Below are 24,140 nucleotides of genomic sequence, written 5' to 3'. Positions count from 1 at the left end.
ACGGAGATGGAAACACTGAGAGCAGTGGTGACGGGCGCGAGCTCGGGCATCGGCGCCGCCACCGTTCGGCAGCTGCGCGACCAGGGCTGGGATGTTGTCGCCGTGGCCCGCCGTGAGGACAAGCTCAAGGCTCTCGCCGAGGAGACCGGAGCCAGCTACATCGTCGCCGACCTCACCGATGACGCCGCCGTCGAGTCCATGGCCGCCGAGGTGCTCGCCGGTGGAGCCGTGCACTCGCTCGTCGCGAATGCCGGAGCCGCATTCGGCGTCGACACCATCGCCGACTCCGATGTCGAGGGCTGGAAGAAGATGTTCGACATCAACGTCCTCGGTGTCCTCCGCGTCGTCAAAGCACTCCTGCCCGGGCTCATCGACTCCGGTCGCGGAGACATCGCCGTGATGTCCTCGACCGCCGGGCACCAGGCGTATGAGAAGGGCGGCGGCTATGTGGCGACGAAGCACGGCTCGCATACGATTGCGGCCACCCTGCGACTCGAGCTGCTCGGCCAGCCGGTGCGGGTCATCGAGATCGCTCCGGGCATGGTCGCGACCGAGGAGTTCAGCGTCAAACGGCTCGGGGGAGACGAGGAGGGTGCGGCGAAGGTCTACGAAGGCGTCGAGAATCCGCTGACCGCCGAGGATGTCGCCGACGCGGTGGTCTACGCGCTCACCCGTCCGCATCACTTCAACGTCGATCTCATGGTCATTCGTCCCATCGCGCAGGCCGAGCAGTACAAGGTGGCCAGGCACAAGGGGCTGTGATCATCACCCCTTGGCTGCGCCGAAGCGAAGTTTCCGGGCGCGGCCATGGGGTATACGATGGGATGTGCGTTGATCCGGCCATCACCGGGGAGCATCCGGAAGAACGGACCCTGCGAGCCATCGCGGGGATCTCAGTAGAACCGGACGGGTGGATCCGTCACAGTCCTGACAATGAGCGATCCGCGGCCCGGCCCCATCGGGACCGACTGCGGATAAGCGAGGTGGTACCGCGGCAGACTGTCGTCCTCGTGTCAGTGACCGCAGTGACCCAGAAGGACGCTCATGACTCAGCCTCTCTACCCCAAGGTATCGACTTCGACCTTCGGCCTCTCCACCTCTCCGAACTTTCCGGAGATCGAAGACGCTGTGCTCCGCTATTGGCAGGAGGACAACACATTCAAAGCGTCGATCGAACAGCGGGATGCCGGCGTCAACGGTGAGAATGAGTTCGTCTTCTACGACGGTCCACCCTTCGCCAATGGTCTGCCCCACTACGGTCACCTGCTCACCGGCTACGTCAAGGACGTGGTCCCGCGCTTCCAGACGATGCGCGGGAAGAAGGTCGAGCGTCGCTTCGGTTGGGACACCCACGGCCTGCCCGCCGAACTCGAGGCAGAACGCCAGCTGGGAATCACGGACAAGTCCGAGATCGGCCGGATGGGGCTGGCCGCCTTCAACGACGCCTGCCGCTCCTCCGTCCTTCGGTACACGAAGGAGTGGGAGGAGTATGTCACCCGACAGGGACGCTGGGTCGACTTCGAGAACGACTACAAGACGCTGGGCGTCGACTACATGGAAAGCGTCATCTGGGCGTTCAAGCAGCTGTGGGACAAGGGCCTCGTCTACGAGGGCTACCGGGTCCTGCCGTACTGCTGGAAGGACGAGACACCGCTGTCGAACCATGAGCTGCGCATGGACGACGATGTCTACAAGATGCGCCAGGACCCGGCGGTGACGATCGGGTACAAACTCAAGGACTCCGAAGAGTGGGTCCTCATCTGGACCACGACCCCGTGGACCGTGCCGTCGAACCAGGCGGTGGCCGTCAACCCCGAGATCCCGCTCGTCGCAGTGATCCCCGGCACCGACGGAGCCGAGGAGCTGCAGGGCAGAACCCTCATCCTCGCCGAGGCGCGACTGGGCGCGTACGCCCGAGAGCTCGGTGAGGACCCGCAGATCGTGCGCACCTTCGCCGGCAGCGAACTCGTCGGCGCCGCCTACGAGCCTCCGTTCCCGTACTTCGAGGGCCGCCAGGAGGAATTCGGTGAGAACATGCACACCATCCTCGCCGCGGACTTCGTCACCGTCGAAGACGGCACCGGCATCGTCCACCAGTCGCCGGCTTTCGGTGAAGAGGACAAGGAGCTCACCGACTCCTACGGCATCACCGCCGCCCGCCCCGTCGACGACGCCGGTCGTTTCGAATCGACCGTGGCCGACTACGCCGGCCAACTGGTCTTCGATGCGAACAAGGCCATCATCAAGGACCTGCGCAATCACACCGGCCCGATGGAATCGCGCCATGCTCTGCTGGTCCGTCACGAGTCCTACGAGCACTCGTACCCGCACTGCTGGCGCTGCCGGAACCCGCTGATCTACCGTGCGGTGTCGTCTTGGTTCGTCCGCGTCACCGAGTTCAAGGATCGTATGGTCGAACTCAACGAGCAGATCACCTGGGTGCCCGAGAACGTCAAGCACGGCCAATTCGGCAAATGGCTGGAGAACGCCCGCGACTGGTCGATCTCGCGCAACCGCTTCTGGGGGTCGCCCATCCCGGTGTGGATCTCCTCTGATCCCTCCTATCCTCGCACCGACGTCTACGGCTCTCTGGCCGAGATCGAAGCCGACTTCGGACGCCTTCCGGTCAATGACTCCGGCGAAGTGGACCTGCACCGCCCGTGGGTCGACGACCTGACCCGTCCGAACCCGGACGACCCGACCGGCAAGTCGGTGATGCGCCGCATTCCTGAGATCTTCGACGTCTGGTTCGACTCCGGGTCGATGAGCTATGCCCAGGTGCACTACCCGTTCGAGAACTCCGAATGGTTCGACAACCATTTCCCGGCAGACTTCATCGTCGAATACGTGGGCCAGACCCGCGGTTGGTTCTACCTGCTGCACGTGCTCGCCACCGCGATCTTCGACCGTCCGGCGTTCACGAACTGCATCTCCCACGGCATCGTCCTCGGCTCGGACGGACAGAAGATGTCGAAGTCGCTGCGCAACTACCCCGATGTCAACGAGGTCTTCAACCGCGACGGCTCGGACGCGATGCGCTGGTTCCTCATGGCCTCCTCGATTCTGCGCGGCGGCAACCTCGTCGTCACCGAGCAGGGCATCCGCGACGGAGTCCGCCAGGTCGTGCTCCCGCTGTGGAACACCTGGCAGTTCTTCGCCACCTACTCCAATGCCGCCGACGGGGTCGACGGGGGGCAGACCGGCTATCAGTCGCAGACCCGATACAACTCCTCCCAGGTCCTCGACCGGTACCTGCTGGCCAAGACCCATGACCTCATCGTCGAATTCGCCGAGGCGATGGACGGACTCGACATCTGGTCCGCCTGCGATCTCGTGCGAAGCTACCTCGATATGCTCACGAACTGGTACGTGCGGCGATCGCGCCGCCGTTTCTGGGACGGCGGCGTCGACACGCACGAGTCCTTCGACGTGTTCTCCACCTGCCTCGAAGCCTTCTGCCGGGTCGCGGCCCCGCTGCTGCCGTTCACGGTCGAAGAGATCTACCGCGGACTCACCGGCGAACGGTCGGTGCACCTGGCCGACTACCCCGACGCCGCGGCGTTCCCCGCCGATGCCGACCTGGTGGCGGCGATGGATCTCACTCGCGATATCTGCTCGACCGCGTCCTCGGTGCGCAAGGCCCACCATCTGCGTGTGCGGCTGCCGCTGTCGCAGATGACGGTGGCCACGGACACCGAGCTCGGCAGCGACTTCACCGACATCATCGCCGATGAGCTCAACGTCCGCACCGTATCGGTCCTCGACGTCGACGAGGCGGAGGCGGCCGGGTTCTCCCTGTCGCAGAACCTCGTCGTCAACGCCCGGGCGGCGGGCCCGCGCCTGGGCAAGCAGGTCCAGCAGGTCATCAAGGCGTCGAAGACCGGCGACTGGTCGGTCACCGACGGCACCGTCATCAGCGGCGGCATCGAACTCGTCGAAGGCGAATACACCTTGGACTCGGTGGCCGAATCCGGCACCGAGGGCATGGAGCTCGCGGCACTGGACTCCGGCTTCATCGCCCTCGACACCCGGGTCACCCCGGAGCTCGAAGCCGAAGGCATGGCGCGTGACACCGTCCGCGCCATCCAAGGCATCCGCAAGCAGCTCGACCTGCACATCTCCGACCGGATCGCCGTGACGATCGAAGCGAACGCCGAAATGGCAGCCGCCCTCGAGCCCCACTCGGGCCTCATCGCGGGAGAGACCCTGGCCTCTTCGCTGACCTTCGGCCAGTCCGCCGACGGCGGTGAGGTCTTCACCCCCGAAGAGCTGCCGGAAGGCACCCGTCTGGCGGTGAGCCCGGTATGAGCAACGACGATAGCCGCGTCGCGGACACCACGACCGGGAACGACAGCACCCAGGGCCCCGGTCAGGACTCCGCGGCCGCGATCGACCCGCAGGCCCAGGAAGCCTCCCGGGCCGAACTCGCTCGGGTCTACGCCCTGCTGCTCGCTCGAGCGGGAGAGACCCAGGTCGAGCTGCGTCTCGACGCGACGTCGCGGGCCTGTGAGCTCCTCGGCGATATCCACACCGCCGCCCCGACGATCACGGTGACGGGCACGAACGGGAAGACATCCACGGCACGGATGATCGACTCGCTCATCACCGCGCACGAACTGCGGGTCGGCCGGTTCACAAGCCCGCACCTGCATTCGGTGACCGAGCGGATCTCCGTCGACGGCGCGCCCGTGTCGGCGGAGACATTCGTGCGGATCTTCGATGAGATCGCCCCCTACCTCGAGATCGTCGACGCCCAGCTCGGGGCCGAAGGCCGCGCGAAGCTCACCTACTTCGAGGCGCTGACCGTGCTCGCCTTCGCCGTGTTCGCCGATGCTCCCGTCGATGTCGTCATCACCGAGGTCGGCATGGGCGGGCAGTGGGATTCGACGAACGTCGCCGACGCTCAGGTGTGCGTGTTCACAAAGATCGGACTCGACCATCAGGCATTCCTCGGCGACTCGATCGAGGAGATCGCCACCACGAAGTCGGGCATCCTCGACCGCACTGTCGAGCCGAGCCCGGCACCGACCCCGGTCGCCGTCAGCGCAGTTCAGGACGAAACCGCGCAGGTCGTGCTCGATGCCGAAGCAGCCCGTCGTGAGGTCCCGCTGGTGACCGAGGACAGGGACTTCCGCCTCCTCGACCGGCAGCGTGCCGTCGACGGACAGCTCATCACCGTGCAGGGCCGACGGGACGTCTACTCGGATGTCTTCGTACCGCTGCACGGTGTCCACCAGGCGCACAATGCCGCCGTCGCGCTCGTCGCCGTCGAAGCGTTCCTCGGCGCCGACGACAAGCCCTTGGACCTGGAGACCGTGGCCGAGGGCTTGGCGAGGGTGACCTCGCCGGGGCGCGCCGAACTCGTCCGCACCGGGCCCAGCGTCGTCGTCGACGGGGCACACAATCCCGATGCCGCCCATGTCCTCGCCGACACCCTCGCCGAGGCGTTCGACTTCGACTACGTGGTCATGGTGCTCGCAATGCTTGAGGACAAAGACATCGACGGGGTGCTCGAAGAGCTTCACCGCAGCGCGGACGTGTTCGTCGTCAGCGAGATGCTCAGCGCCCGTGCACTGCCGGCCGAAGACCTCGCCGAGGCGGCCCGCGAATGGGTCGATGAGGACGACGTCTTCGTCGCCTCCGACCTCAACGCCGCGCTGATGAAGGCCATCGACTTGGCCAACGGCGTCGACGCGAAGAGCCCCGGCATCGTCGTCACCGGGTCGCTCTACACCGTCGCCGAGGCCCGGCTGCTGCTGGGCAGGGGAGATGATCTGTGAAATCCAAGTATCCCGTCCTGTGCGGGTCGATCCTCATCTGCGAGCTCCTCGTCGTCTACTTCGCCGTGCTCACGACCTTCGGTCTGTCCGTGAAGTCGGCGCAGACCCTGACTCTGGGACAGCTGCTCATCGGAGCGTCGATCATCGCCGTGTTCGCGGTTGTCGCGGTGATCCTGCTGCCGCGTCGCATCGGTGAGAAACGACCCGGTGTGATCCTCGGCTGGATCGTCCAGGTGCTGCTGCTGGCCTCCGGATTCGTGCTCAGCTCGATGTTCTTCGTCGGTGCTCTGTTCCTCGCCCTGTGGGCGGCGGCAGTGTACTGGTCGGCCCGCATCGACCGTGAGGTCGCCGCTCGCTCCTGAGCCCCAACACTTCCGGGCAGAACCGCGGTTGCGCCCGGGTAGACTGTTCACCGACGTCCACTCGAACTTGGAAGGACCAGAATGGAACGTACCCTCATCCTCATCAAACCCGACGGAGTCGCACGCGGCCTCGTCGGACAGATCGTCGCACGCATCGAAGCCAAGGGCTACGCGATCGATGCGCTCGACCTGCGTACGGCCACGGCCGAGGAACTGGCCGCGCACTATGCCGAACACGAAGGCAAGCCCTTCTACCAGCCGCTCGTCGACTTCATGTCCGAAGGCCCGATCGTGTCGATCATCGCCTCCGGCCAGGGTGTCATTCCCGGCTTCCGGTCTCAGGCCGGTGCCACCGATCCGACGAGCGCGGCTCCTGGCACGATCCGCGGTGACCTCGGCCGCGACTGGGGTGAGAAGGTGCAGAAGAACCTCGTCCACGGATCCGACTCCACCGAATCGGCCGAACGCGAGATCGGCATCTGGTACCCGGCTGAAGCCTGACCAGACCACGGCCCGCGAGCACAGATCGATCGTGCCGGTGCAGGCCGAACCTGCAGGCGCAGGTCGCGGATGACCAGTGAGGGCGCCCCACTGCTGCGGTGGGGCGCCCTCACTGCAGCTCAGGGTCTGAGGACTGCAGAACCTCAGAACAGGTTGGAGAAGTACGCCCAGAACTGGACGACGATGCAGGCGAAGATGATGAGCATCCAGAGCACGGACAAGGCGATGTTCTCCTTGGCGGCGACCCGGGCGAACGCGTTGCCTGCGACACCGCGGCCGAAGTGGCCGGAGAGCACATTGCGGGCGGTGACCGCCAGGAACATCGGAATCGTCACGGTCCACACGACGATGCACCAGGGACAGCCGACGCCGATCTTGTAGATCGAGATGTAGAACAGGAACATGACCAGGACCACGCCGAGGCCGAGCCCGAGGTTGAGTCCGATCATCACCCAACCGGGCAGTCTGGTGCCGGAGAGGATGAGGACACCGATGAGCAGCGGGATGATGAACGCGGCGATGCCCAGAAGCTGATTCGGGAACCCGAACAGCTCCGACTCCGCATGCTCCATGACCGAACCGCAGGAGAAGAAGGGGTTGAGGTCGCAGGAGAGCACGACATCCGGATTCGCCAGCTTCTCGTACTTCTCTGCTGACAGGGAGAAGGAAGCGAGGAAGCCGATCACCGAGCCGACGATGAGGAAGATCCCGAACGGGCCGGATCTCAGCACCCACGAAGAGACGGTCGGAGTGGCATCGATGTCATCGGAGAGGCTCTGTGCACTGTTCACCCTTCAAGAATGCCTGGCCGACCTCACCGCGGCAAACCCCGAGGGCCGAAACCTCAGCTCAGACGGACATCTGTGACATAATGGCATGACGGATACCTGTTCTCACACCGAGCAGGAGAAGGGCCTCCACCGAGTCGAGGGTATGACCTCGCAGGTCGACAACAAGATGAGGCTGCACCGAAGGCCTACGCGCTGAGCGCGAGCCGGAACGTGCCATCCACAAGTTTCGGTCCACTGGGGACCATGTAAGGATCCGAAGATCCGTTTGGTGTGGACGGCGTCTTCGGACTGGGAGAACTGATGAACGATATGTCGAACGACGGTACAGAGTCGACAGATCCAACCGAAGGCATCCTCGCCGATCTGGCGAATCTGGAGCAGTCGGTCAACGCCAAGAGCAATTCCTCCGACGACGTCGACGACAGTGTGCGTGCACGTCTCGATGACATCGCCGAGGCGGCCGAATCGCTGCGGATCGGTGACGAGGTCGACGGTGACGGCGATGATGAGGAACCGGAGCCGGCTCCCCGCCGGGGCCGGCCCAAGTCCGCCCGTGAGGCCGTCGCCAATCGAGGACTCGTCTTCGAGGAGTTCATCCGCGGGGACGCGGACGCTGAGAGCTCCGACGACGAGGGCTCCGATGACGACGAAGACGACGAGGAGAACTCGGCGGAGGACTCCTCTCCGCGTGAGCCGGCCGTGAGCTTCGATCCGCGCAATCCCTTCGCCGCTCCCGCCCCGGCGGCAGCGGAGCCGGCCGAACCCCGCCCCGCGCCGTCCGTTCCGCACGACGGCGGCCTGATCTTCCAGGTGCCGAAGGCAGAACACGCTCAGGTCGTGAACATCGACGACGAAGGCTCTGACGATGACTGGGACGATTCCCAGGACTCCGACGAGGACTCCTCGCCCTCTCGCCGAGGCGACCATGACGAAGACGAGAACTCCAATGGTCCGCGTCGCCGTCGAGGAGGCCGCGGACGCCGCTCGCGCAACCGCGACGACTCCCACGACGACGCCGACGAGGCTTCCGGGAAGTCGGAGAAGCCCCAGGACTCCGAGGACGACGACTCCGATTCGGAGAACTCGCGGTCGTCTCGTCGCGGCTCCCGGTCGAACAATCGCGGTGGGAAGCAGAAGTCCGATTCGGACTCACACGATTCGCACTCGAAGTCCGATCACGGTTCCGACGACAACTCCGATGCCAGCAGCTCCGATGACTCCCACTCGGATGAGCATGACGAAGACGACGACTCCGACGGCGGCTCACGTCGGCGCCGCCGTCGTCGCTCCCGCACACGCAGCTCCGAGCGCGACGAGGTCACGTCCCTGAAGGGATCGACGCGACTCGAAGCGAAACGTCAGCGTCGCAAGGAGGGCCGTGAGGCCGGGCGCCGTCGCCCGATCATCACCGAGGCCGAGTTCCTCGCCCGCCGCGAATCCGTCGAACGTACGATGCTCGTGCGCGAAAGCGGTGACCAGACCCAGCTCGTCGTCGTCGAAGACGGAATCGCCGTCGAACACTATCTCAAAGAGAACCGCCAGCAGTCCTCGCTCATCGGCAACGTCTACCTCGGCAAGGTGCAGAACGTGCTGCCGAGCATGGAAGCGGCGTTCATCGACATCGGCAAGGGCCGCAACGCCGTGCTCTACGCCGGTGAGGTCAACTGGGACGCTCTCGGCATGGACGGCAAAGCCCGTCGCATCGAAACCGCGCTGAGCCCCGGCGACCCCGTGCTCGTGCAGGTGACGAAGGACCCGATCGGGCACAAGGGTGCTCGACTGACCAGCCAGATCTCCCTGCCCGGCCGGTTCCTCGTCTATGTGCCCGGCAATTCGATGACCGGCATCTCGCGGAAGCTGCCGGACAACGAACGTGCCCGACTGAAGAAGCTGCTCAAAGAGCTCGTCGGCGATTCGAACGGCGTCATCGTGCGCACCGCCGCCGAGGGAGCCACCGATTCGGATCTCTCCCGTGACGTCGAACGCCTCGCCAAGCGCTGGGAGACGATCGAGAAGAAGTCCAAGTCGACGAAGGTGCTCGCCCCGCAGCTGCTCTACAGCGAGCCTGACATGATCGTGCGCATCATCCGCGACGTGTTCAACGAAGACTTCAACTCGCTCGTCATCGACGGCGACGGAGCCTGGAACACGATCCACGAATACGTCGAATCCGTGGCCCCCGACCTGCTCGAACGCGTCCACAGCTACAGCGAAGACGAAGACATCTTCGACCACTACCGGATCGAAGAGCAGATCCAGAAGGCTCTGCAGCGCACCGTGAACCTGCCATCGGGCGGTTCGCTGGTCATCGACCGGACCGAAGCGATGACGGTCGTCGACGTCAATACCGGCAAATTCACCGGTTCCGGAGGCAACCTCGAGGAGACGGTGACTCGCAACAACCTCGAAGCTGCCGAGGAGGTCATCCGTCAGCTGCGTCTGCGTGACATCGGCGGCATCATCGTCGTCGACTTCATCGACATGGTGCTCGAGTCCAACCGCGACCTCGTCGTGCGCCGCCTCGTCGAATGCCTCGGGCGTGATAGGACGAAGCACCAGGTCGCCGAGGTGACCTCGCTGGGTCTCGTCCAGATGACCCGCAAGCGCATCGGCACCGGCCTGGCCGAATCCCTCGTCAGCGCCGGAGAGGACCTCAGCGGTCGCGGCCTGCTGCTGCCGGGCTCCGAAGAGGACGGATCGAAGTCGCACCGCGGCAACCGATCATCGAACAACGACAACCGTCGCGACCGCAAGCGCCGCGGAGATTCGGGATCGAAGTCGAAGCAGAGCGAACCGGAGACGCAGGAGGAGCCGGTCTCGTCCGATGCCTCCCGCTCTGCAGTCGCTGCGATTGCGAAGGCGACGCTGAAGAAGGACGAAACGGACTCCGCAGAAGCGAAGTCTGAGAGCGGGCACGAGGAGAAGTCGGGCGCCGAGGACACCGGCAAGTCCCGTTCGCGTTCGCGCAACGGGCGTCGCCGCTCGAACTCCCGGTCCGGCCAGTCCGACACCGCGGACGCGAAGGACTCTGCGGACGGTTCCGCAGACAAGCCGAAGGACGCGGGCTCGAAGGCGGAGCCCGAAACCGCGGCCGCGACGCCCGAGTCCAAGGACTCGGGAGCGAAGAAGCCCGCGGCCGAGGTCTCATCGGCAAAGCGTGCGCAGAAGAGTGAGGACTCAGCGCCCGCTCCCGCACCGGAGCCGAAGGATCTGCCGCTGATGATCGGTGCTGACACCGAGACGAAGGTGGCCGCCGTCGCGCCCGTCCGGAAGGCCGCTGCGAAGAAGTCCCCGGCACCTGCGAAGAAGACGAGTGAGAAGGTCCAGGAAGAGCTGCCGACCTCATTCGTCATCATCGGCGAGAACTGAGCCTCGAGGCGGTGCGCGACACCGCCGCCGCGCTGAGCAGACAGTCTGCTGAGCGGACAGTCAAGCGCCCCGCCGACGGAGTTCCGTCGGCGGGGCGCTTGACGCTCTGAGAGAGGCGGTGCTCAGCCCGCCGACTGCTGATTGCGGGTGGTGCTGATCGTCGGCTGCGCCGCCTGATCACCGCAGAGGACGATCATGAGGTTCGAGACGAGATCGCTGCGTTCGGCCTGACCCAGCCGCACGATCTGTCGTCCCTCGATCTCCTCGATGGCCGTCTCGACCATGCCGACCGCGCCCTCGACGATGAGCTGACGCGCCGCAACGACCGCGGTCGCCTGCTGGCGCTGGAGCATCGCGCGGGCGATCTCGGGAGCGTAGGCCAACTGGGTGATGCGGGACTCGATGACCGTCACTCCGGCCGCCATCACTCTGGCGGCCACCTCGTCGGAGAGCTTCGAGGTGATCTCATCGGCATTGTCACGCAGCGACATCCGCTGTGGATCAGACGAGTCATAGGCATAGGAGTTCGCGATGTGCCTGACCGCGGTCTCGGCCTGGATCGCGACGAACTCCTCGAAGTCGTCGACTTCGAACATCGCCTGCGCAGTGTCTTTGACCTGCCAGACGACGACGGCACCGATCTCGATCGGGTTGCCGTCGAGATCGTTGACCTTCAGCGTCGAGGTCTCATGATTGCGGATGCGCGTGGAGACCTGATCCTTCGTGTAGAAGGGGTTGACGAAGCGCAGGCCCGACTGGCGGACCGTGCCGACGTACTTGCCGTAGAGCTGGAGGACGACGGCATGACCGGGTGCCACCGAAGTGCAGCCCTTGAAGAGGAACATCGATGCGATGAAGCTGAGGACACCGAAGACGATGAGGATGACGCCGATTGCGACCTGAACGAACGTCATGATGAAGCCGAAGACACCAAGGATGAGGGCGAGCAGAAGCAGACCGATGGCTCCGACGATTGCGAAGTAGCCGGAGACTCCTCCCGCAGGCTTCTCGCGCACCCGTTCTCCCTCGGGAGAGACGATTCGGGCCGGGGTCGGCCCATTCGCCGAGGTGGGCTGCTGTGGAGAGTCGGTGGGCCGGTTCGAGGTCGGGTTCGGCCCCGAACGTCGACGACGAGCCTCCTGGGGGATCGGAGAGGCGGGGCCGGGACCATGATGCTGGGGTGCGCCCGTGTTCGCCTGCGCACCGCCGGGCGGACCATAAGCGGGCCCCGAATCCGACATGCCCGAAGAGCTTGCCTGAGACCCCTGTGAACCGTAATGCCCGTTCGGGTTGGTCACGGGTTCGGCTCCCGGATACGCGGCCGGCTGCGTGTGCCCGGCCTGGTAGTGCGGGGCCGGATCACCGCTGGGCACGGGACCATGACCGGGTGGCTGATTCCGTCGGGGAGCTGGCTGCTGAGGGTTCTGAGTCATGCCTCCAGTCTAGGCCACAGAATGAGACGCGGGTCTCAGGAGCAGCCGCGTGCGGGCGGTTCGGTAACGGTTTGATAACTGAACCGGCTCCGCGGGTCGGAGCGCTTGAATGTGATGTGCGTCTCAGGGAGGTTGACAGATCATGAACACCATTCATATCTCAGCAGCGCCGGTCTCTCCGGTCGACGATGCCATCGACTCATGGTTCGATCCGATCGCCACGTGGTTCGGCAATATCATCTTCTTTCCGATCACCCTCGGAGACTTCTCCTTTCCGTTCGTCGTCCTGTGGCTGATCTTCGCGGCCCTGGCCTTCACCGTCTACTTCGGCTTCATCCAAGCGCGCGGAGCGAAACTCGCTCTCGAGATCATCCGCGGGAAGTACTCGTCGAAGGACGACCCCGGCGAGGTCACTCACTTCCAGGCTCTCGCCTCGGCGCTGTCCGGCACTGTCGGCCTCGGCAATATCGCCGGTGTCGGCGTGGCCATCGCGCTCGGCGGTCCGGGCGCCACCTTCTGGATGATCATCGCGGGCCTCCTGGGCATGTGCACGAAATTCGTCGAATGCACTCTCGGTGTGAAGTATCGCGAGATCGACGAGAACGGCGTGGTCCACGGTGGTCCGTTCAAGTACCTGCCCGTGGCCTTCCGCCGCTTCAGCAAGCCGGTGGCGACGACGCTCACCGGTCTCTTCGCGATCGCCATCCTCATCTTCGGCGTGGTCGGCGGCGGCATGTTCCAGGCCAACCAGACCTTCGCTCAGGTGCGCACGGCCACCGGCGGGGACGACGGACTCCTCGCCGGACCCTTCGCCTCGCTCGTCTTCGGCATCATCTTCGCCGTCCTCGTGGCCCTCGTCATCCTCGGCGGCATCCGCTCCATCGCGAAGGTCACCGACAAGCTCGTTCCCGGCATGGCGATCTTCTACGTCGTCTCCTGTCTGCTCGTGCTCGGGCTCAACTACGCGAACATCCCGAACGCCATCGGCGAGATCTTCGCCGGCGCCTTCAACCCGCAGGGCATCGCCGGCGGCGTCGTCGGCGTGATGATCATCGGCTTCCAGCGTTCGGCCTTCTCCAATGAGGCCGGCATCGGCTCCGCCCCGATCGCACACTCCGCAGTCAAGACCCGACGTCCGATCTCCGAAGGATTCGTCGCGCTCCTCGAGCCCTTCATCGACACCGTCATCGTGTGCACGATGACGGCGCTGACGATCATCGTGGCCAATCAGGCCTCCTACCGTGAGGACCTCGGCGCAGGAGAGATCGGGGGAGTGGCCCTGACCTCGGACGCCTTCTCCACCGTCGCGTCCTGGTATCCGGTGCTGCTGGCGATCGCTGTCGCGCTCTTCGCCTTCTCCACGCTCATCACCTGGGCCTACTACGGAGAGCAGGCCTGGGGCTTCCTGTTCGGCAAGGCGAAGGGCAGCGTCACCGTGTTCCGCGCCCTCGTGTGCATCTTCGTCGTCATCGGCTGCGTGGCCACCTTCTCGAAGGTCGTCGAATTCGCCGATGCGGCCCTGTTCATGTGTGCCTTCATCAACATTCTCGGCCTCTACCTGCTCATGCCGGTGGTGAAGAAGGAGATGAAGAAGTACCTGGCCGACCGCAGGGCCGGCACGCTCGGCGACCCGGACACCGTCGACGCCGTCCCTGTCGAACGGCCTGCCTGAGCGACTGAGACTCCCGCATTCCCGGGCATGTCTGCCGAACTGCGATGATTGTGCGCCGCGCGCCCGGACGCGGCGCACAATCATGCCCGGGCATCGTTAGACTGGGATGCGTGGAGCAGAACAGAGACGACAACACATACGCATTTCAGCGGCTGCGGGAGCTGCGGGGAAGCATCGACAACATCGACGCCTCTCTCGTCCATCTCCTGGCCGAGAGATTCAAGCTCACCGAACGCGTCGGCGAGCTCAAGGCCGACCACGGACTGCCGCCGGCCGACGAATCCCGTGAAACCGAGCAGGTCGCCCGACTGCGGGTGCTGGCCGAGGACTCACACCTCGATCCCGCCTTCGCCGAGAAGTTCCTCGCCTTCATCGTCGCCGAGGTGATCCGCCGGCACGAACGCATCGCGGAGTCGCGCGACAGCTGAAGAGACAGAGGCGTCTGCGGAGATGAGGCAGACTCATGAAGCTGTGAGAGATGTCTCACAGTCAGCATCTCAGTCGTCGACCGATGTCGAACGGGTTTGCCGATGTCGCGCAGTCTCGATTAGAATTGAGCGTCGGTGCGTGTGACGCACCACGGCTGGTGATTCCTCTCAATGGGAAGCCTGCGAAGACTCTTCGCGGCAGCCAAGGGACAACCGCCGTTCGTTTGAGAATTAGCAGAAAGAGGGTTCGACCATGGTCTATGCCATCGTCCGCGCCGGAGGCCACCAGGAAAAGGTGAGCGTCGGCGACATCATCACAGTCAACCGAATGAAGGCGAAGGCTGGAGACAGCGTCGAACTCGATGCCGTGCTTCTTGTCGACGGTGAGACGGTCACGACCGATGCCGATGCCCTGTCGAAGGTCTCGGTCTCCGCTGAGGTCACCGGCGAGCTCCGCGGGCCCAAGATTGTGATCCAGAAGTACAAGAACAAGACGGGATACAAGAAGCGTCAGGGCCACCGCCAGGACCTCACCCGCCTGAAGATCACGAACATCAAGTAAGAGGAGACTTCTCACATGGCAAGCAAAAAGGGAGTCAGCTCGACCCGCAACGGTCGCGACTCGAACCCACAGTACCTCGGTGTCAAGCGCTTCGGCGGTCAGACCGTCAAGGCCGGCGAGATCATCGTCCGCCAGCGCGGAACCAAGTTCCACCCCGGTTCCAACGTCGGCCGCGGCGGAGACGATACCCTCTTCGCACTGAGTGCAGGCGCCGTGGAATTCGGCACCCGCAACGGTCGCAAGATCGTCAACATCGTCGGAGCCTGATCCTTTAGGATCCGTTCCGTCGTCAATAGGATTTCTCCCCTGTGAGGGGACCATGAAGGGTGAGTCGAACGACTCACCCTTCATCTGATATAAGGACATTATGGCCACCGAGTTCGTAGATCGTGTCACTGTTCACCTCGCCGCCGGCGACGGTGGGAACGGGTGCGCCTCGATCAGGCGCGAGAAGTTCAAACCGCTCGGCGGCCCCGACGGCGCCGACGGCGGCAATGGCGGAAACATCATCTTCCGAGTCGACCGTCAGTCCACGACTCTTCTGCCGCTCCACCATCGACCGCACCTGCGCGCTGACGGCGGGGGGATCGGCAAGGGCGACCTGCGTCATGGAGCCGACGGCAAGAACCTTGTCATCGATGTGCCCGAAGGCACAGTGGTCAAGGACACCAACGGCAGCATCATCATCGACCTCGTCGAAGACGGCACCGAGTTCACCGCGGCCGCAGGCGGACGCGGGGGACTCGGCAACGCCGCCCTGGCCTCGACGAAGCGCAAGGCTCCCGGCTTCGCTCTGCTCGGTGAGCCCGGAGAGACGCTGAGCCTCGTCCTCGAGCTCAAGACGATCGCCGACATCGCTTTCGTCGGGTACCCCTCCGCGGGCAAATCGAGCCTCATCGCTGCGCTGTCTGCGGCGAAGCCGAAGATCGCCGACTACCCCTTCACCACCTTGGTGCCCAACCTCGGTGTGGTCCAGGCCGGCGACACCCGCTACACCGTCGCTGACGTGCCGGGTCTCATCCCCGGGGCCTCGGAGGGCAAGGGTCTGGGGCTCGAGTTCCTCCGCCACGTCGAACGCTGTGCCGGCCTCGTCCACGTCATCGATATGGCCACGTGGGAGCCCGGACGCGACCCGGTCTCCGATCTCACGATCATCGAATCCGAACTCGCCGCCTACGCCGTCGACCTCGACGACGGCAGCGGACTGCTGCCGCTGTCGGAACGACCGAAGCTCGTGGCACTGAACAAGGTCGACATCCCCGACGGACGCGATCTCGCCGACATCGTGCGCCCCGACCTCGAAGCCGCGGGGTACCGAGTCTTCGAGATCTCCGCGGTCAGCCACGCCGGACTGCGCGAGCTGTCCTTCGCCATGGCCGAACTCGTGCTGGCCGAACGCGAACGTCGCGCCGAGATCGAAGCCACCCCGCAGCGTGTGGTCATCCGCCCGAAGGCCGTCGACGATCGCGGTTTCGAGATCCGCGTCGAACACGACGCCGAAGGACCGCTGTTCCGCGTCCTCGGCGACAAACCGCGCCGCTGGGTGCAGCAGACGGACTTCGGCAACGACGAAGCCGTCGGCTATCTGGCCGACCGACTCGAACACCTCGGCGTCGAAGATGCCTTGTTCAAGGCCGGCGCCAAACCCGGGGACACGATCGTCGTCGGCGGCGATGACGGAGTGGTCTTCGACTGGGACCCCACGACCATCGGCGGAGCCGAACTGCTCGGCTCCCGCGGCTCCGACGCCCGACTCGAGGACGAGGCTCGCGCCACCCGCAAGGAGCGCAAGGCCGCCTACCACGACAGAATGGACGCGAAGGCCGCTGTGCGCGCCGAGTTCGAACAGGAACGCCTCGCCGAGCGTGCTCGGCGTCAGGGCAGCGCCGCCTCCGAGCCGTCGGCAGCCACTGAGTCGGGGACCGACGAGGAGTGAGCGCCTCTTCGCACGGGAGAACTGCAGCGCCGGCCGTCCGCGAGGACATCGCCACCGCGCGTCGTGTCGTGGTCAAGGTCGGTTCGTCTTCTCTGACCACCATCGACGGTGGCCTCGACGAAGCCAAGCTCATTGCGCTCACCGATGTCATCGGTGCTCATCGCGCCGCCGGGCATGAGGTGATCCTCGTGTCCTCCGGCGCGATCGCGGCCGGCCTCGACCCGATGGGCCTGAACAGACGGCCCCGCGATCTCGCCACTCAGCAGGCCGCGGCCGGCGTCGGCCAGGGACTGCTCATGGCCGCCTACACCCGTGCTCTGGGACGCTACGATCTCGTGCCCGGTCAGGTGCTGCTCACCGCCGACGACCTCATCCGTCGGACACAGTACAAGAACGCCCAGCGGGCCATCGACAAACTCCTCGCCCTGGGCACTCTGCCCATCGTCAACGAGAACGATGCCGTGGCCACCGAGGAGATCCGCTTCGGTGACAACGACCGGCTCGCAGCCCTCGTCGCACACCTGTCCCACGCGGATGCACTCGTCCTCCTCTCCGACGTCGACGCCCTCTACTCGGGGCCCCCGGACCGGCCCGGCTCGCGCCTCATCGATCATGTGCACGGTCCGAGCGATCTCGAGACCATCGCCATCGGCGGGGTCGGCTCCGCCGGGACGGGCACCGGCGGGATGGCCACGAAGGTCGACGCCGCGATCATGGTCGCCGATTCCGGTATCCCCGCGGTGCTGACATCGGCGCCCCAGGTCGACTCGGTGCTGGCCGGGGACGAAGTGGGCACGTACTTCGCGGTCACCCACCGACGTCGCGGCACGCGTCTGCTGTGGCTGCGGCACCTTGCGCGGACCTTCGGGTCGGTGACCATCGACAGGGGGGCCGAGCAGGCGGTGCTCTCCCGAGGCACTTCTCTGCTCGCGGCGGGCGTGACCGCGGCCGACGGAGACTTCGAGGCCGGCGACCCGGTCGAGATCCGCAGCATCGACGGCGAGGTCATCGCCCGGGGGATGACGAACTTCTCGTCCGAGGAGCTGCCGCTGATGTTCGGGTCCACGACCGAGGAACTTGGCACCCGTCTGGGAAATGATTACCGTAAAGAGGTCATCCATCGTAACGATCTCGTTCTCACACATGTGAGCGGGGGGAGATAGCACATGAGCGCTGCAGCCGAGATCCACCCCAAGACTGTGCGCGGCGTGACCCGGATCGCGCGCAATGCCAAAACCGCATCGAGCCTGCTGGCCACGACCTCGACGGCCGACAAGAATGCCGCCCTGCACGCCATCGCCGAGGCGCTGCGGACCCATACCGACCGCATCGTCAAGGCCAATGACGCCGACATCGCCGCCGGCACCGAGAACGGAATGAGCGAAGCGCTGCTCGACCGCCTCCGTCTTGACGCCGGTCGCATCGCCGCGATCGCGGATTCGGTCGAAGCCGTCATCGACCTCTCCGACCCCGTCGGCGACGTCGTCCTCGGCCGAACCCTGCCCAACGGCATCAAGCTCACCCAGACGCGAGTGCCGATGGGCGTCATCGGAGCCATCTACGAAGCCCGCCCGAACGTCACCGTCGACATCGCCGTGCTCGCCCTGAAATCGGGCAACGCCTCGGTGCTGCGCGGAGGTTCGGCAGCGCAGAACTCGAACGCGGAGATCATCTCCGTCCTCCGCGGCGCCGTCGAATCGGCAGGGCTGCCCGCCGACACGATCAACGGCATCGACCAGTACGGCCGTGAGGGAGCGAACGTGCTCATGAACGCCCGTGACTTCGTCGACCTGCTCATTCCCCGAGGCGGCGCCGAACTCATCAATATGGTCGTGCAGGAATCGATCGTGCCCGTGATCGAGACCGGGGTCGGCAACGTCCACATGTTCGTCGACTCCACGGCCACGGTGAAGACCGCCGTCGACCTCGTGCTGAATTCGAAGACGCACCGGCCCAGCGTCTGCAACTCCCTCGAGACGCTGCTCGTCCATGAGAAAGCGTCCAAACGGGTGCTGCCGAAGATCCTCGAACGCCTCGATCAGGCCGGCGTCATCGTCCACGCCGACTCCGATGTCTCTGCCCTGGCCCCCTCGACGATGAAGGTCCGCCGGGTCTCACGGCGCGACTGGGCCAAGGAATACCTCGGTCTGGAGATCGCGATCAAGCTCGTCACCGGGATCGAAGAGGCCATCGACCACATCCGCGCCTACAGCTCCGGGCATACCGAAGTCATCGTCACGAAGGACCTCGACAATGCCGACACCTTCGTCGCCGCGATCGACGCCGCGGCCGTCGGGGTCAACGTCTCCACCCGATTCACCGATGGGGGAGAGCTCGGCTTCGGAGCCGAGGTCGGCATCTCCACGCAGAAGCTGCACGCTCGCGGTCCGATGGGCCTCGAGCAGCTGACGACGACGAAGTGGGTGATGATGGGCAACGGACAGATCCGTTCCTGATCCCCAACCGGGGCGAAACCGTCACGATCGGAGCCTCCCCGGCCCCGCCTCGGCGGATTCGAAACCGATCGAAGTCATGTCGATGCCGAATAACGGGGTCGTTCATGAGAAAATGAGAGAACAGTGAAACCGGCGCGCACTTTCCGCGTCGGAGGAAATGAGAAGGAGTAATCACGTGAACGCAGCCATCTTGGCAGCCGCGGCCGAAGGTGCTGAGCATGCAGCCCACACCGAGCTGCCGATGGATCCGATCTGGTTCGGACTCACCACCCTGGCGATCTTCCTCACGATCGGCATTGTGACTCGGTCGTGGAAGGGCATCTCGCACCGCCACTGATATGGCAGAGCACAGACGCAGAGTCGGTGTCATGGGCGGCACCTTCGACCCCGTCCACCACGGCCACCTCGTCGCGGCAAGTGAGGTCCAAGCGACCTTCGACCTCGACGAGGTGGTTTTCGTCCCCACCGGACGGCCGTATCAGAAGGACGTCGAAGAGGTCACCAGCGCCGAACACCGGTACCTGATGACCGTCGTCGCCACCGCATCGAATCCACGTTTCACCGTCTCTCGCGCGGACGTCGACCGCCCGGGTCCGACCTACACCATCGATACGCTGCGGGATCTGGCCCGCAGCTACGGTTCGGACACAGAGTTGTTCTTCATCACCGGCGCGGACGCTTTGGCTCAGATCCTGACGTGGAAGAATGTGGATGAGCTGTTTTCCTTGGCACACTTCGTCGGGGTCAGCCGCCCCGGGCACGAACTCCATGGTGAGGGACTCCCGGTGGATCGGCTGAGTCTCGTGCAGATTCCGGCGCTGGCGATATCGTCCACGGATTGCAGACAACGGGTGATGGACGGCGCGCCTGTCTGGTATCTCGTACCGGACGGCGTCGTGCAATACATCGCGAAATACGAGTTGTACAGGAGTGAGAATGGCTGAGGAGCAGTTCACGTCACGTCGAGCCCGGCGCGAAGCCGAACGGCAGGCGGCGGAACAGGCGTTCGAGGCACGAGCGGTTCCTGAGCAGCCGCAAGAGGCCCCGAACTCTCGCGCCGATCTCCTCACCCCGGCGTCGCCGAAGAAGCCCGAGACCCCGCCGGCACCCCGTGAGGAAGCCGGCGATGCAGGCACGTCCGACACGGGTGCACCCGAGGCTGAGGGCGACCACGCCGCGAGCTCCCGCATCGATCCCGCCCCTGCGCCGCGAACCAGCCACGAACGCGGAGCCCTGGCTTCGGACCACCCGCAGGAGTCGCGGCCCCCGGTGCATGCCGAGGATCGTCTCGATCCGCAACGGGCCCCGCTGCCGCATTTCCAGTCCCGAGCCGAGAAGAAGCGCTACCTGCGCGAACACGGCCTCTCGCACTATGGCGATCTGTCGACCGGTGCCCTGCCCGTCGTCGCCGATGAGACGGAACTGGCCGAACGTCAGGCCGCCTCCGAGGGTCGACTGACCGGTCCGCTGCCCGAGATCGCCGAGGCCGGCGAGGACGCGCCTGCCGAGAGCACCCCTGCGAAGTCTTCGCCCACTGTGACAGAGTCCGCCGCGGCAGCGGCCGACGACGACGCATCCGGCGAGACGACGACCGCGGACTCCGACGCCTCCGACCCCGCCTTCGGCGAAAGCTCGGAGAGCGAGCCCCTGGCCGAACACGAATCCTACGATGCCGCCGGGTTCGGCGGAGCCACCGAGGAAGTCGCCGCACGCGACTTCGAAGCCCCGGTGACCGCCGACTCCGCCCCGCGGCCGACGACCCGTGAGAGCGAACCCTACGATGCGCTCTCGATGCCGTTCTCCGCTCTCGACGAGGACGCCGTCGACGAGTCCCCGACGACGCCGGGTACCGACGCACCGGCCGCGGGCTCGACCGAGACACCGGCTCCGGGCTCGACCGATGCCGCGGCGTCGGGCGAGACGGACGCTGCTGATTCGGCTGCCGAAGCACTGGGGAGTGAAGAACCTGCTGCGAAGGACGAACCCACTGAGAAGACCGAGGCTGGACAGTCCGAACAGGACGGGCCGGAACCGGCCTCCCGTTCGCGCCGGATGCCGATCGTCCAGCCGCCGTCGACCTCGGGCGTGCGTGTCGTCACCGCGGCCTCGGCGCAGATCCCCACGACCGACGAACCCGGCACCGCTGAGGAACCGACCGCAGCGTCGGCCGGCACCGAAACGGCGTCGGCAGACGATGCGACGAACCGTGAGGCGAACACCCCAGCTCACGAGCCCGGATCCGATGATGCGGCACGGGCACTGGCTGCGAACCCGGAGACCCGTCCCATGGACGCCGTCCCCGAAGCCTGGGCTCTGCCGAACAGCGACTACGAAGACGAGGAGACGGAGAACCCACCGGGAACCCGCATCCCCGCCAGGTCGGTGACCGGACACGACGGGCAGATCCTCATGGGGGAAGAGCCCTCGAAGATGCCCTACATCATCCTCGGGATCGCCGCTTTCTTCGCGCTGGCCCTCATCGTCGTCGCCTTCATCATGTTCCAGTGACACCACCTGCATTCCTGCATCCATGCGAAAGGATCTTGTGAGCGAGATCGCCGATTCCACTCAGCTGCTTCAGACCGCCGCGAAAGCCGCGGACGAGAAGCTCGGCACCGACATCATCGGCCTCGATGTGAGTTCCACGCTCTACATCACCGATGCCTTCCTCATCATCTCCGCCGACAACGAACGCCAGATCGATGCGATCATCGACTCCGTCGAAGAGGCCGTCCAACGCGAACACGACCGCACACCGCTGCGGCGTGAGGGACGCGGGGGCGACTGGGTCCTGCTCGACTTCGGAGAGATCGTCGTCCACGTCTTCTCCGCCGAACAGCGCGAGTACTATGCGCTGGAGCGACTGTGGAAGGACGTGCCGGTCATCGACCTGAACCTGCCCGAGCCCGACGCAGACGAATGACGAAGACCGTCCTGTTCTGGCGCCATGGTCAGACCGATTTCAATGTCGAGGGGCGATTCCAGGGGCAATCCGATGTGCCGCTGAACGACACCGGTCGCGCTCAGGCCGCTGAGGCCGCCCGCAGGCTCGCCGAGTTCGCCCCGGAGCACATCGTTTCCTCAGACCTCTCCCGGGCCGCGGAGACCGCTGACATCCTCGCCTCGTTCGTCGGCCTCACAGCGGCCCGTGACGCTCGCCTGCGCGAAGCCGCCTTCGGCGAGTGGGAAGGATCGACCCGCGCCGAGGTGGGACTGACCTGGCCGTCCGAACTCGCCGACTGGGTCTCCGGTGCCGATGTCGCACCCCCGGGAGGAGAATCCCGGTCGCGATCGGGCAACCGTGTCGCCGCAGCCATCACCGACATCGTCGGATCGGCGACCGCCGAGACGATCGCCATCGTCGCCCACGGTGCCGTGCTCCGCGGGGCCGCGGAGATCCTCCTCGACATGACCGGCACCGGTCGCATAGGCGTGCTCGGCAACTGCGGGCACGGAGAGTTCGGCTGGTCCGAACGCGGGTGGGTGCTGCGCAGCTGGGGCACGAACATCCGCTGAGTCCGCTCCCTGCCTCCGACCGACGGACCGACTGGCACCCCCGGGCCTCAGCTCCTCGATTCCCGCTCGTCGGCACCGCCGATGCGCCTCGTCGCACCCGTTGCCGGTTCGGCAGCGACCGAACGGATGAGCTCGACGAGAGCCGCAGCCGAGTCGGCCCAATCGAATTTCTGCGACTGGACCAGGCCCGCCTGTGACTTCTTCTCCCAAGTACCCGCGTTGGTGAGCCGGGTGATCGCCTCCGCAATCGAGCGCGGATCCTCCTGGTCGAAGTACAACGCCGCCGCTCCGGCGATCTCATTGAAGATCGGTATGTCCGAGACCGCGACCGGGACCCCCTGCGCCATCGCCTCGATGACAGGCAGACCGAAGCCCTCCTCTCGGGAAGCCGTGACGAGTGCTGTCGCCTCGTCGAGGAGTCGAGCATAGTCCTCTTCGCTGATCCCGCGATGGAACACGACCTTCGCCCGGTCGGGGATGAGTGACCGCAGCTGCGCCTCTCGGCGTCCCTCGATTCTGCTGGCGATGTGCAGGGTCCATCCCGGCAGGTGTTCGAGTGAGCGGATGAGTGCTTCGACGTTCTTGTACGGCAGGAAGGCGCCCATATAGATGAGCGTCTTCGCATCGCTGCGGTTCACGGTCCGCGTGCCCGCCGCGGACACCTCCGCTGCGTTCGAAACCACAGCCACCGGTTTGGTGGTCAGGCGGTGGGCGGCGATGAGGTCCTTCGTCGTCTCGGACACGGCCGCGACGGCATCGGCCCGGTTGAGCAGAAGCCGCTGCGGAGCGTAGCTGAGGTGGTAGGCCCGCCACAGCAGACGGATCGGCAGCGGGAGATCGCCCGGCGGCTGCGGATGCGAATAGTAGATGAGGTCGTGGATGGTGAGGATGAGGCCGTAGCGACGTCCGAAGGAGCCCATCGTCTGCATTGTGGAGAACACGACATCGGCTCCGAGGGCGTTGAGCCTGCCGGCGACGGCGACCTCGGCGGGGGAGGTGGGGTCGTTGAGTTCGACCCATCGACATTCCGGCAGCAGGGCCAGCTGCGCCCGATCGCTGATGATGGCGGTGACGTCGATATCCGTGTCCTCGACGGCTTCGAGGAGAGCCGCGAGGAGGCACGCGCCGTAGCGGGAGATTCCGTCATGATGCGTTGTGCGGGTGAAGCGCGCGTCGAAGAACACCGACAGCCGCGACTCGGGCCGAGGGGTCATTGTGCTTTTGCTCATGGAACTCCGAGTCGATAGTCTGATTCTTCGTAAGTCTACGATAATCAGTATTCGCACATCGCGATGAAGGATCAGTGAGTGAAGGAACCATCACCTGCGTCTGCG

21 protein-coding genes are annotated in these 24,140 nt (G+C 65.4%); 18 read left to right on the top strand and 3 right to left on the bottom strand.

Annotation, left to right across the window (positions count from 1 at the left end):
* Positions 1 to 6: 6 nt before the first annotated feature.
* The 5 genes from ACQE2J_RS11775 to ndk all read left to right on the top strand — a co-directional run bounded on the left by ACQE2J_RS11775 (position 7) and on the right by ndk (position 6,643).
* Positions 7 to 762: an SDR family oxidoreductase gene (locus ACQE2J_RS11775; protein WP_135538570.1), complete on the top strand. Its 756-nt coding sequence runs from the start codon at positions 7 to 9 to the stop codon at positions 760 to 762.
* Between the two features lie 282 nt (positions 763 to 1,044).
* Positions 1,045 to 4,308 (top strand): isoleucine--tRNA ligase, encoded by a 3,264-nt coding sequence (gene ileS / locus ACQE2J_RS11770; protein WP_426936382.1) that lies wholly within the window; start codon positions 1,045 to 1,047, stop codon positions 4,306 to 4,308.
* A complete protein-coding gene (locus ACQE2J_RS11765; protein ID WP_425119516.1) occupies positions 4,305 to 5,780 on the top strand; it encodes a bifunctional folylpolyglutamate synthase/dihydrofolate synthase in 1,476 nt (491 codons plus the stop codon). The genes ileS and ACQE2J_RS11765 overlap by 4 nt, the downstream gene beginning before the upstream one ends.
* Entirely contained in the window at positions 5,777 to 6,142 is a 366-nt protein-coding gene (locus tag ACQE2J_RS11760; RefSeq protein ID WP_425119515.1) for a DUF4233 domain-containing protein, read from the top strand. Before ACQE2J_RS11765 ends, ACQE2J_RS11760 begins: the two co-directional genes overlap by 4 nt.
* An 81-nt stretch (positions 6,143 to 6,223) precedes the next feature.
* Complete coding sequence (ndk, locus tag ACQE2J_RS11755; RefSeq protein WP_425119514.1) at positions 6,224 to 6,643, top strand: nucleoside-diphosphate kinase; 420 nt, start codon at positions 6,224 to 6,226, stop codon at positions 6,641 to 6,643.
* Positions 6,644 to 6,786: 143 nt separating this feature from the next.
* Here the strand turns inward: ndk and ACQE2J_RS11750 are convergent, their stop codons facing one another.
* A complete protein-coding gene (locus ACQE2J_RS11750) occupies positions 6,787 to 7,434 on the bottom strand; it encodes a vitamin K epoxide reductase family protein (RefSeq protein ID WP_135538560.1) in 648 nt (215 codons plus the stop codon).
* Between the two features lie 300 nt (positions 7,435 to 7,734).
* Between ACQE2J_RS11750 and ACQE2J_RS11745 the strand changes: the two genes are divergently transcribed.
* Positions 7,735 to 10,803 carry an Rne/Rng family ribonuclease gene (locus tag ACQE2J_RS11745; RefSeq protein WP_135538558.1) on the top strand — a complete coding sequence of 1,023 codons (3,069 nt, stop codon included), beginning with the start codon at positions 7,735 to 7,737 and terminating at the stop codon, positions 10,801 to 10,803.
* 122 nt (positions 10,804 to 10,925) lie between these two features.
* Here ACQE2J_RS11745 and ACQE2J_RS11740 read toward each other — a convergent pair whose 3' ends face one another.
* Complete coding sequence (locus tag ACQE2J_RS11740; protein WP_240689658.1) at positions 10,926 to 12,236, bottom strand: SPFH domain-containing protein; 1,311 nt, start codon at positions 12,234 to 12,236, stop codon at positions 10,926 to 10,928.
* A gap of 142 nt (positions 12,237 to 12,378) precedes the next feature.
* Here ACQE2J_RS11740 and ACQE2J_RS11735 point away from each other — a divergent pair, with 142 nt between their 5' ends.
* From ACQE2J_RS11735 to ACQE2J_RS11680, 12 genes are all read left to right on the top strand, one after another.
* On the top strand, positions 12,379 to 13,908 hold the full coding sequence (locus ACQE2J_RS11735; RefSeq protein WP_135538556.1) for an alanine/glycine:cation symporter family protein: 1,530 nt from the start codon (positions 12,379 to 12,381) through the stop codon (positions 13,906 to 13,908).
* A 110-nt stretch (positions 13,909 to 14,018) separates the two neighbouring features.
* The gene (locus ACQE2J_RS11730) at positions 14,019 to 14,336 is read left to right on the top strand and encodes a chorismate mutase (protein ID WP_240689656.1); all 318 of its coding nucleotides are present in this window, start codon (positions 14,019 to 14,021) and stop codon (positions 14,334 to 14,336) included.
* Between the two features lie 253 nt (positions 14,337 to 14,589).
* On the top strand, positions 14,590 to 14,898 hold the full coding sequence (rplU, locus tag ACQE2J_RS11725) for a 50S ribosomal protein L21 (protein WP_135538553.1): 309 nt from the start codon (positions 14,590 to 14,592) through the stop codon (positions 14,896 to 14,898).
* A 15-nt stretch (positions 14,899 to 14,913) separates the two neighbouring features.
* The gene (gene rpmA, locus ACQE2J_RS11720) at positions 14,914 to 15,165 is read left to right on the top strand and encodes a 50S ribosomal protein L27 (protein WP_135538551.1); all 252 of its coding nucleotides are present in this window, start codon (positions 14,914 to 14,916) and stop codon (positions 15,163 to 15,165) included.
* 100 nt (positions 15,166 to 15,265) lie between these two features.
* Complete coding sequence (obgE, locus tag ACQE2J_RS11715; protein ID WP_135538549.1) at positions 15,266 to 16,834, top strand: GTPase ObgE; 1,569 nt, start codon at positions 15,266 to 15,268, stop codon at positions 16,832 to 16,834.
* Entirely contained in the window at positions 16,831 to 17,997 is a 1,167-nt protein-coding gene (gene proB / locus ACQE2J_RS11710; protein WP_135538547.1) for a glutamate 5-kinase, read from the top strand. The genes obgE and proB overlap by 4 nt, the downstream gene beginning before the upstream one ends.
* A 3-nt stretch (positions 17,998 to 18,000) precedes the next feature.
* Positions 18,001 to 19,290: a glutamate-5-semialdehyde dehydrogenase gene (locus tag ACQE2J_RS11705; protein WP_135538545.1), complete on the top strand. Its 1,290-nt coding sequence runs from the start codon at positions 18,001 to 18,003 to the stop codon at positions 19,288 to 19,290.
* Between the two features lie 175 nt (positions 19,291 to 19,465).
* Positions 19,466 to 19,627 (top strand): hypothetical protein, encoded by a 162-nt coding sequence (locus ACQE2J_RS11700; protein ID WP_167854366.1) that lies wholly within the window; start codon positions 19,466 to 19,468, stop codon positions 19,625 to 19,627.
* A gap of 1 nt (position 19,628) precedes the next feature.
* A complete protein-coding gene (nadD, locus tag ACQE2J_RS11695; protein WP_135538543.1) occupies positions 19,629 to 20,234 on the top strand; it encodes a nicotinate-nucleotide adenylyltransferase in 606 nt (201 codons plus the stop codon).
* Positions 20,227 to 21,798, top strand: a complete 1,572-nt coding sequence (locus ACQE2J_RS11690) for a hypothetical protein (protein WP_135538541.1) — start codon at positions 20,227 to 20,229, stop codon at positions 21,796 to 21,798. The genes nadD and ACQE2J_RS11690 overlap by 8 nt, the downstream gene beginning before the upstream one ends.
* Before the next feature lie 37 nt (positions 21,799 to 21,835).
* Positions 21,836 to 22,213, top strand: coding sequence for a ribosome silencing factor (gene rsfS / locus ACQE2J_RS11685; protein WP_240689652.1), 378 nt, complete (start codon positions 21,836 to 21,838; stop codon positions 22,211 to 22,213).
* Entirely contained in the window at positions 22,210 to 22,806 is a 597-nt protein-coding gene (locus ACQE2J_RS11680) for a histidine phosphatase family protein (protein WP_135538536.1), read from the top strand. Before rsfS ends, ACQE2J_RS11680 begins: the two co-directional genes overlap by 4 nt.
* A 47-nt stretch (positions 22,807 to 22,853) precedes the next feature.
* On the opposite strand, the gene ACQE2J_RS11675 is transcribed toward ACQE2J_RS11680, so the two are convergent.
* The gene (locus ACQE2J_RS11675) at positions 22,854 to 24,035 is read right to left on the bottom strand and encodes a glycosyltransferase family 4 protein (RefSeq protein ID WP_205683317.1); all 1,182 of its coding nucleotides are present in this window, start codon (positions 24,033 to 24,035) and stop codon (positions 22,854 to 22,856) included.
* Positions 24,036 to 24,140 lie beyond the last annotated feature (105 nt).

The sequence above is a fragment of the Brevibacterium sp. LE-L genome, assembly GCF_050214925.1.
Taxonomy (GTDB): Bacteria; Actinomycetota; Actinomycetes; order Actinomycetales; family Brevibacteriaceae; genus Brevibacterium.
This window is presented reverse-complemented; position numbering and strand designations above follow the sequence as displayed.

Coding starts and splice junctions, on each gene's coding strand:
- rpmA (WP_135538551.1), top strand. CDS start 14,914: ATGGCAAGCAAAAAGGGAGTCAGCTCGACCCGCAACGGTCGCGACTCG.
- ACQE2J_RS11765 (WP_425119516.1), top strand. CDS start 4,305: ATGAGCAACGACGATAGCCGCGTCGCGGACACCACGACCGGGAACGAC.
- rplU (WP_135538553.1), top strand. CDS start 14,590: ATGGTCTATGCCATCGTCCGCGCCGGAGGCCACCAGGAAAAGGTGAGC.
- ACQE2J_RS11690 (WP_135538541.1), top strand. CDS start 20,227: ATGGCTGAGGAGCAGTTCACGTCACGTCGAGCCCGGCGCGAAGCCGAA.
- ndk (WP_425119514.1), top strand. CDS start 6,224: ATGGAACGTACCCTCATCCTCATCAAACCCGACGGAGTCGCACGCGGC.
- ACQE2J_RS11740 (WP_240689658.1), bottom strand. CDS start 12,236: ATGACTCAGAACCCTCAGCAGCCAGCTCCCCGACGGAATCAGCCACCC.
- ACQE2J_RS11735 (WP_135538556.1), top strand. CDS start 12,379: ATGAACACCATTCATATCTCAGCAGCGCCGGTCTCTCCGGTCGACGAT.
- nadD (WP_135538543.1), top strand. CDS start 19,629: ATGGCAGAGCACAGACGCAGAGTCGGTGTCATGGGCGGCACCTTCGAC.
- ACQE2J_RS11775 (WP_135538570.1), top strand. CDS start 7: ATGGAAACACTGAGAGCAGTGGTGACGGGCGCGAGCTCGGGCATCGGC.
- ACQE2J_RS11680 (WP_135538536.1), top strand. CDS start 22,210: ATGACGAAGACCGTCCTGTTCTGGCGCCATGGTCAGACCGATTTCAAT.
- obgE (WP_135538549.1), top strand. CDS start 15,266: ATGGCCACCGAGTTCGTAGATCGTGTCACTGTTCACCTCGCCGCCGGC.
- ACQE2J_RS11675 (WP_205683317.1), bottom strand. CDS start 24,035: ATGAGCAAAAGCACAATGACCCCTCGGCCCGAGTCGCGGCTGTCGGTG.
- ACQE2J_RS11705 (WP_135538545.1), top strand. CDS start 18,001: ATGAGCGCTGCAGCCGAGATCCACCCCAAGACTGTGCGCGGCGTGACC.
- ileS (WP_426936382.1), top strand. CDS start 1,045: ATGACTCAGCCTCTCTACCCCAAGGTATCGACTTCGACCTTCGGCCTC.
- ACQE2J_RS11745 (WP_135538558.1), top strand. CDS start 7,735: ATGAACGATATGTCGAACGACGGTACAGAGTCGACAGATCCAACCGAA.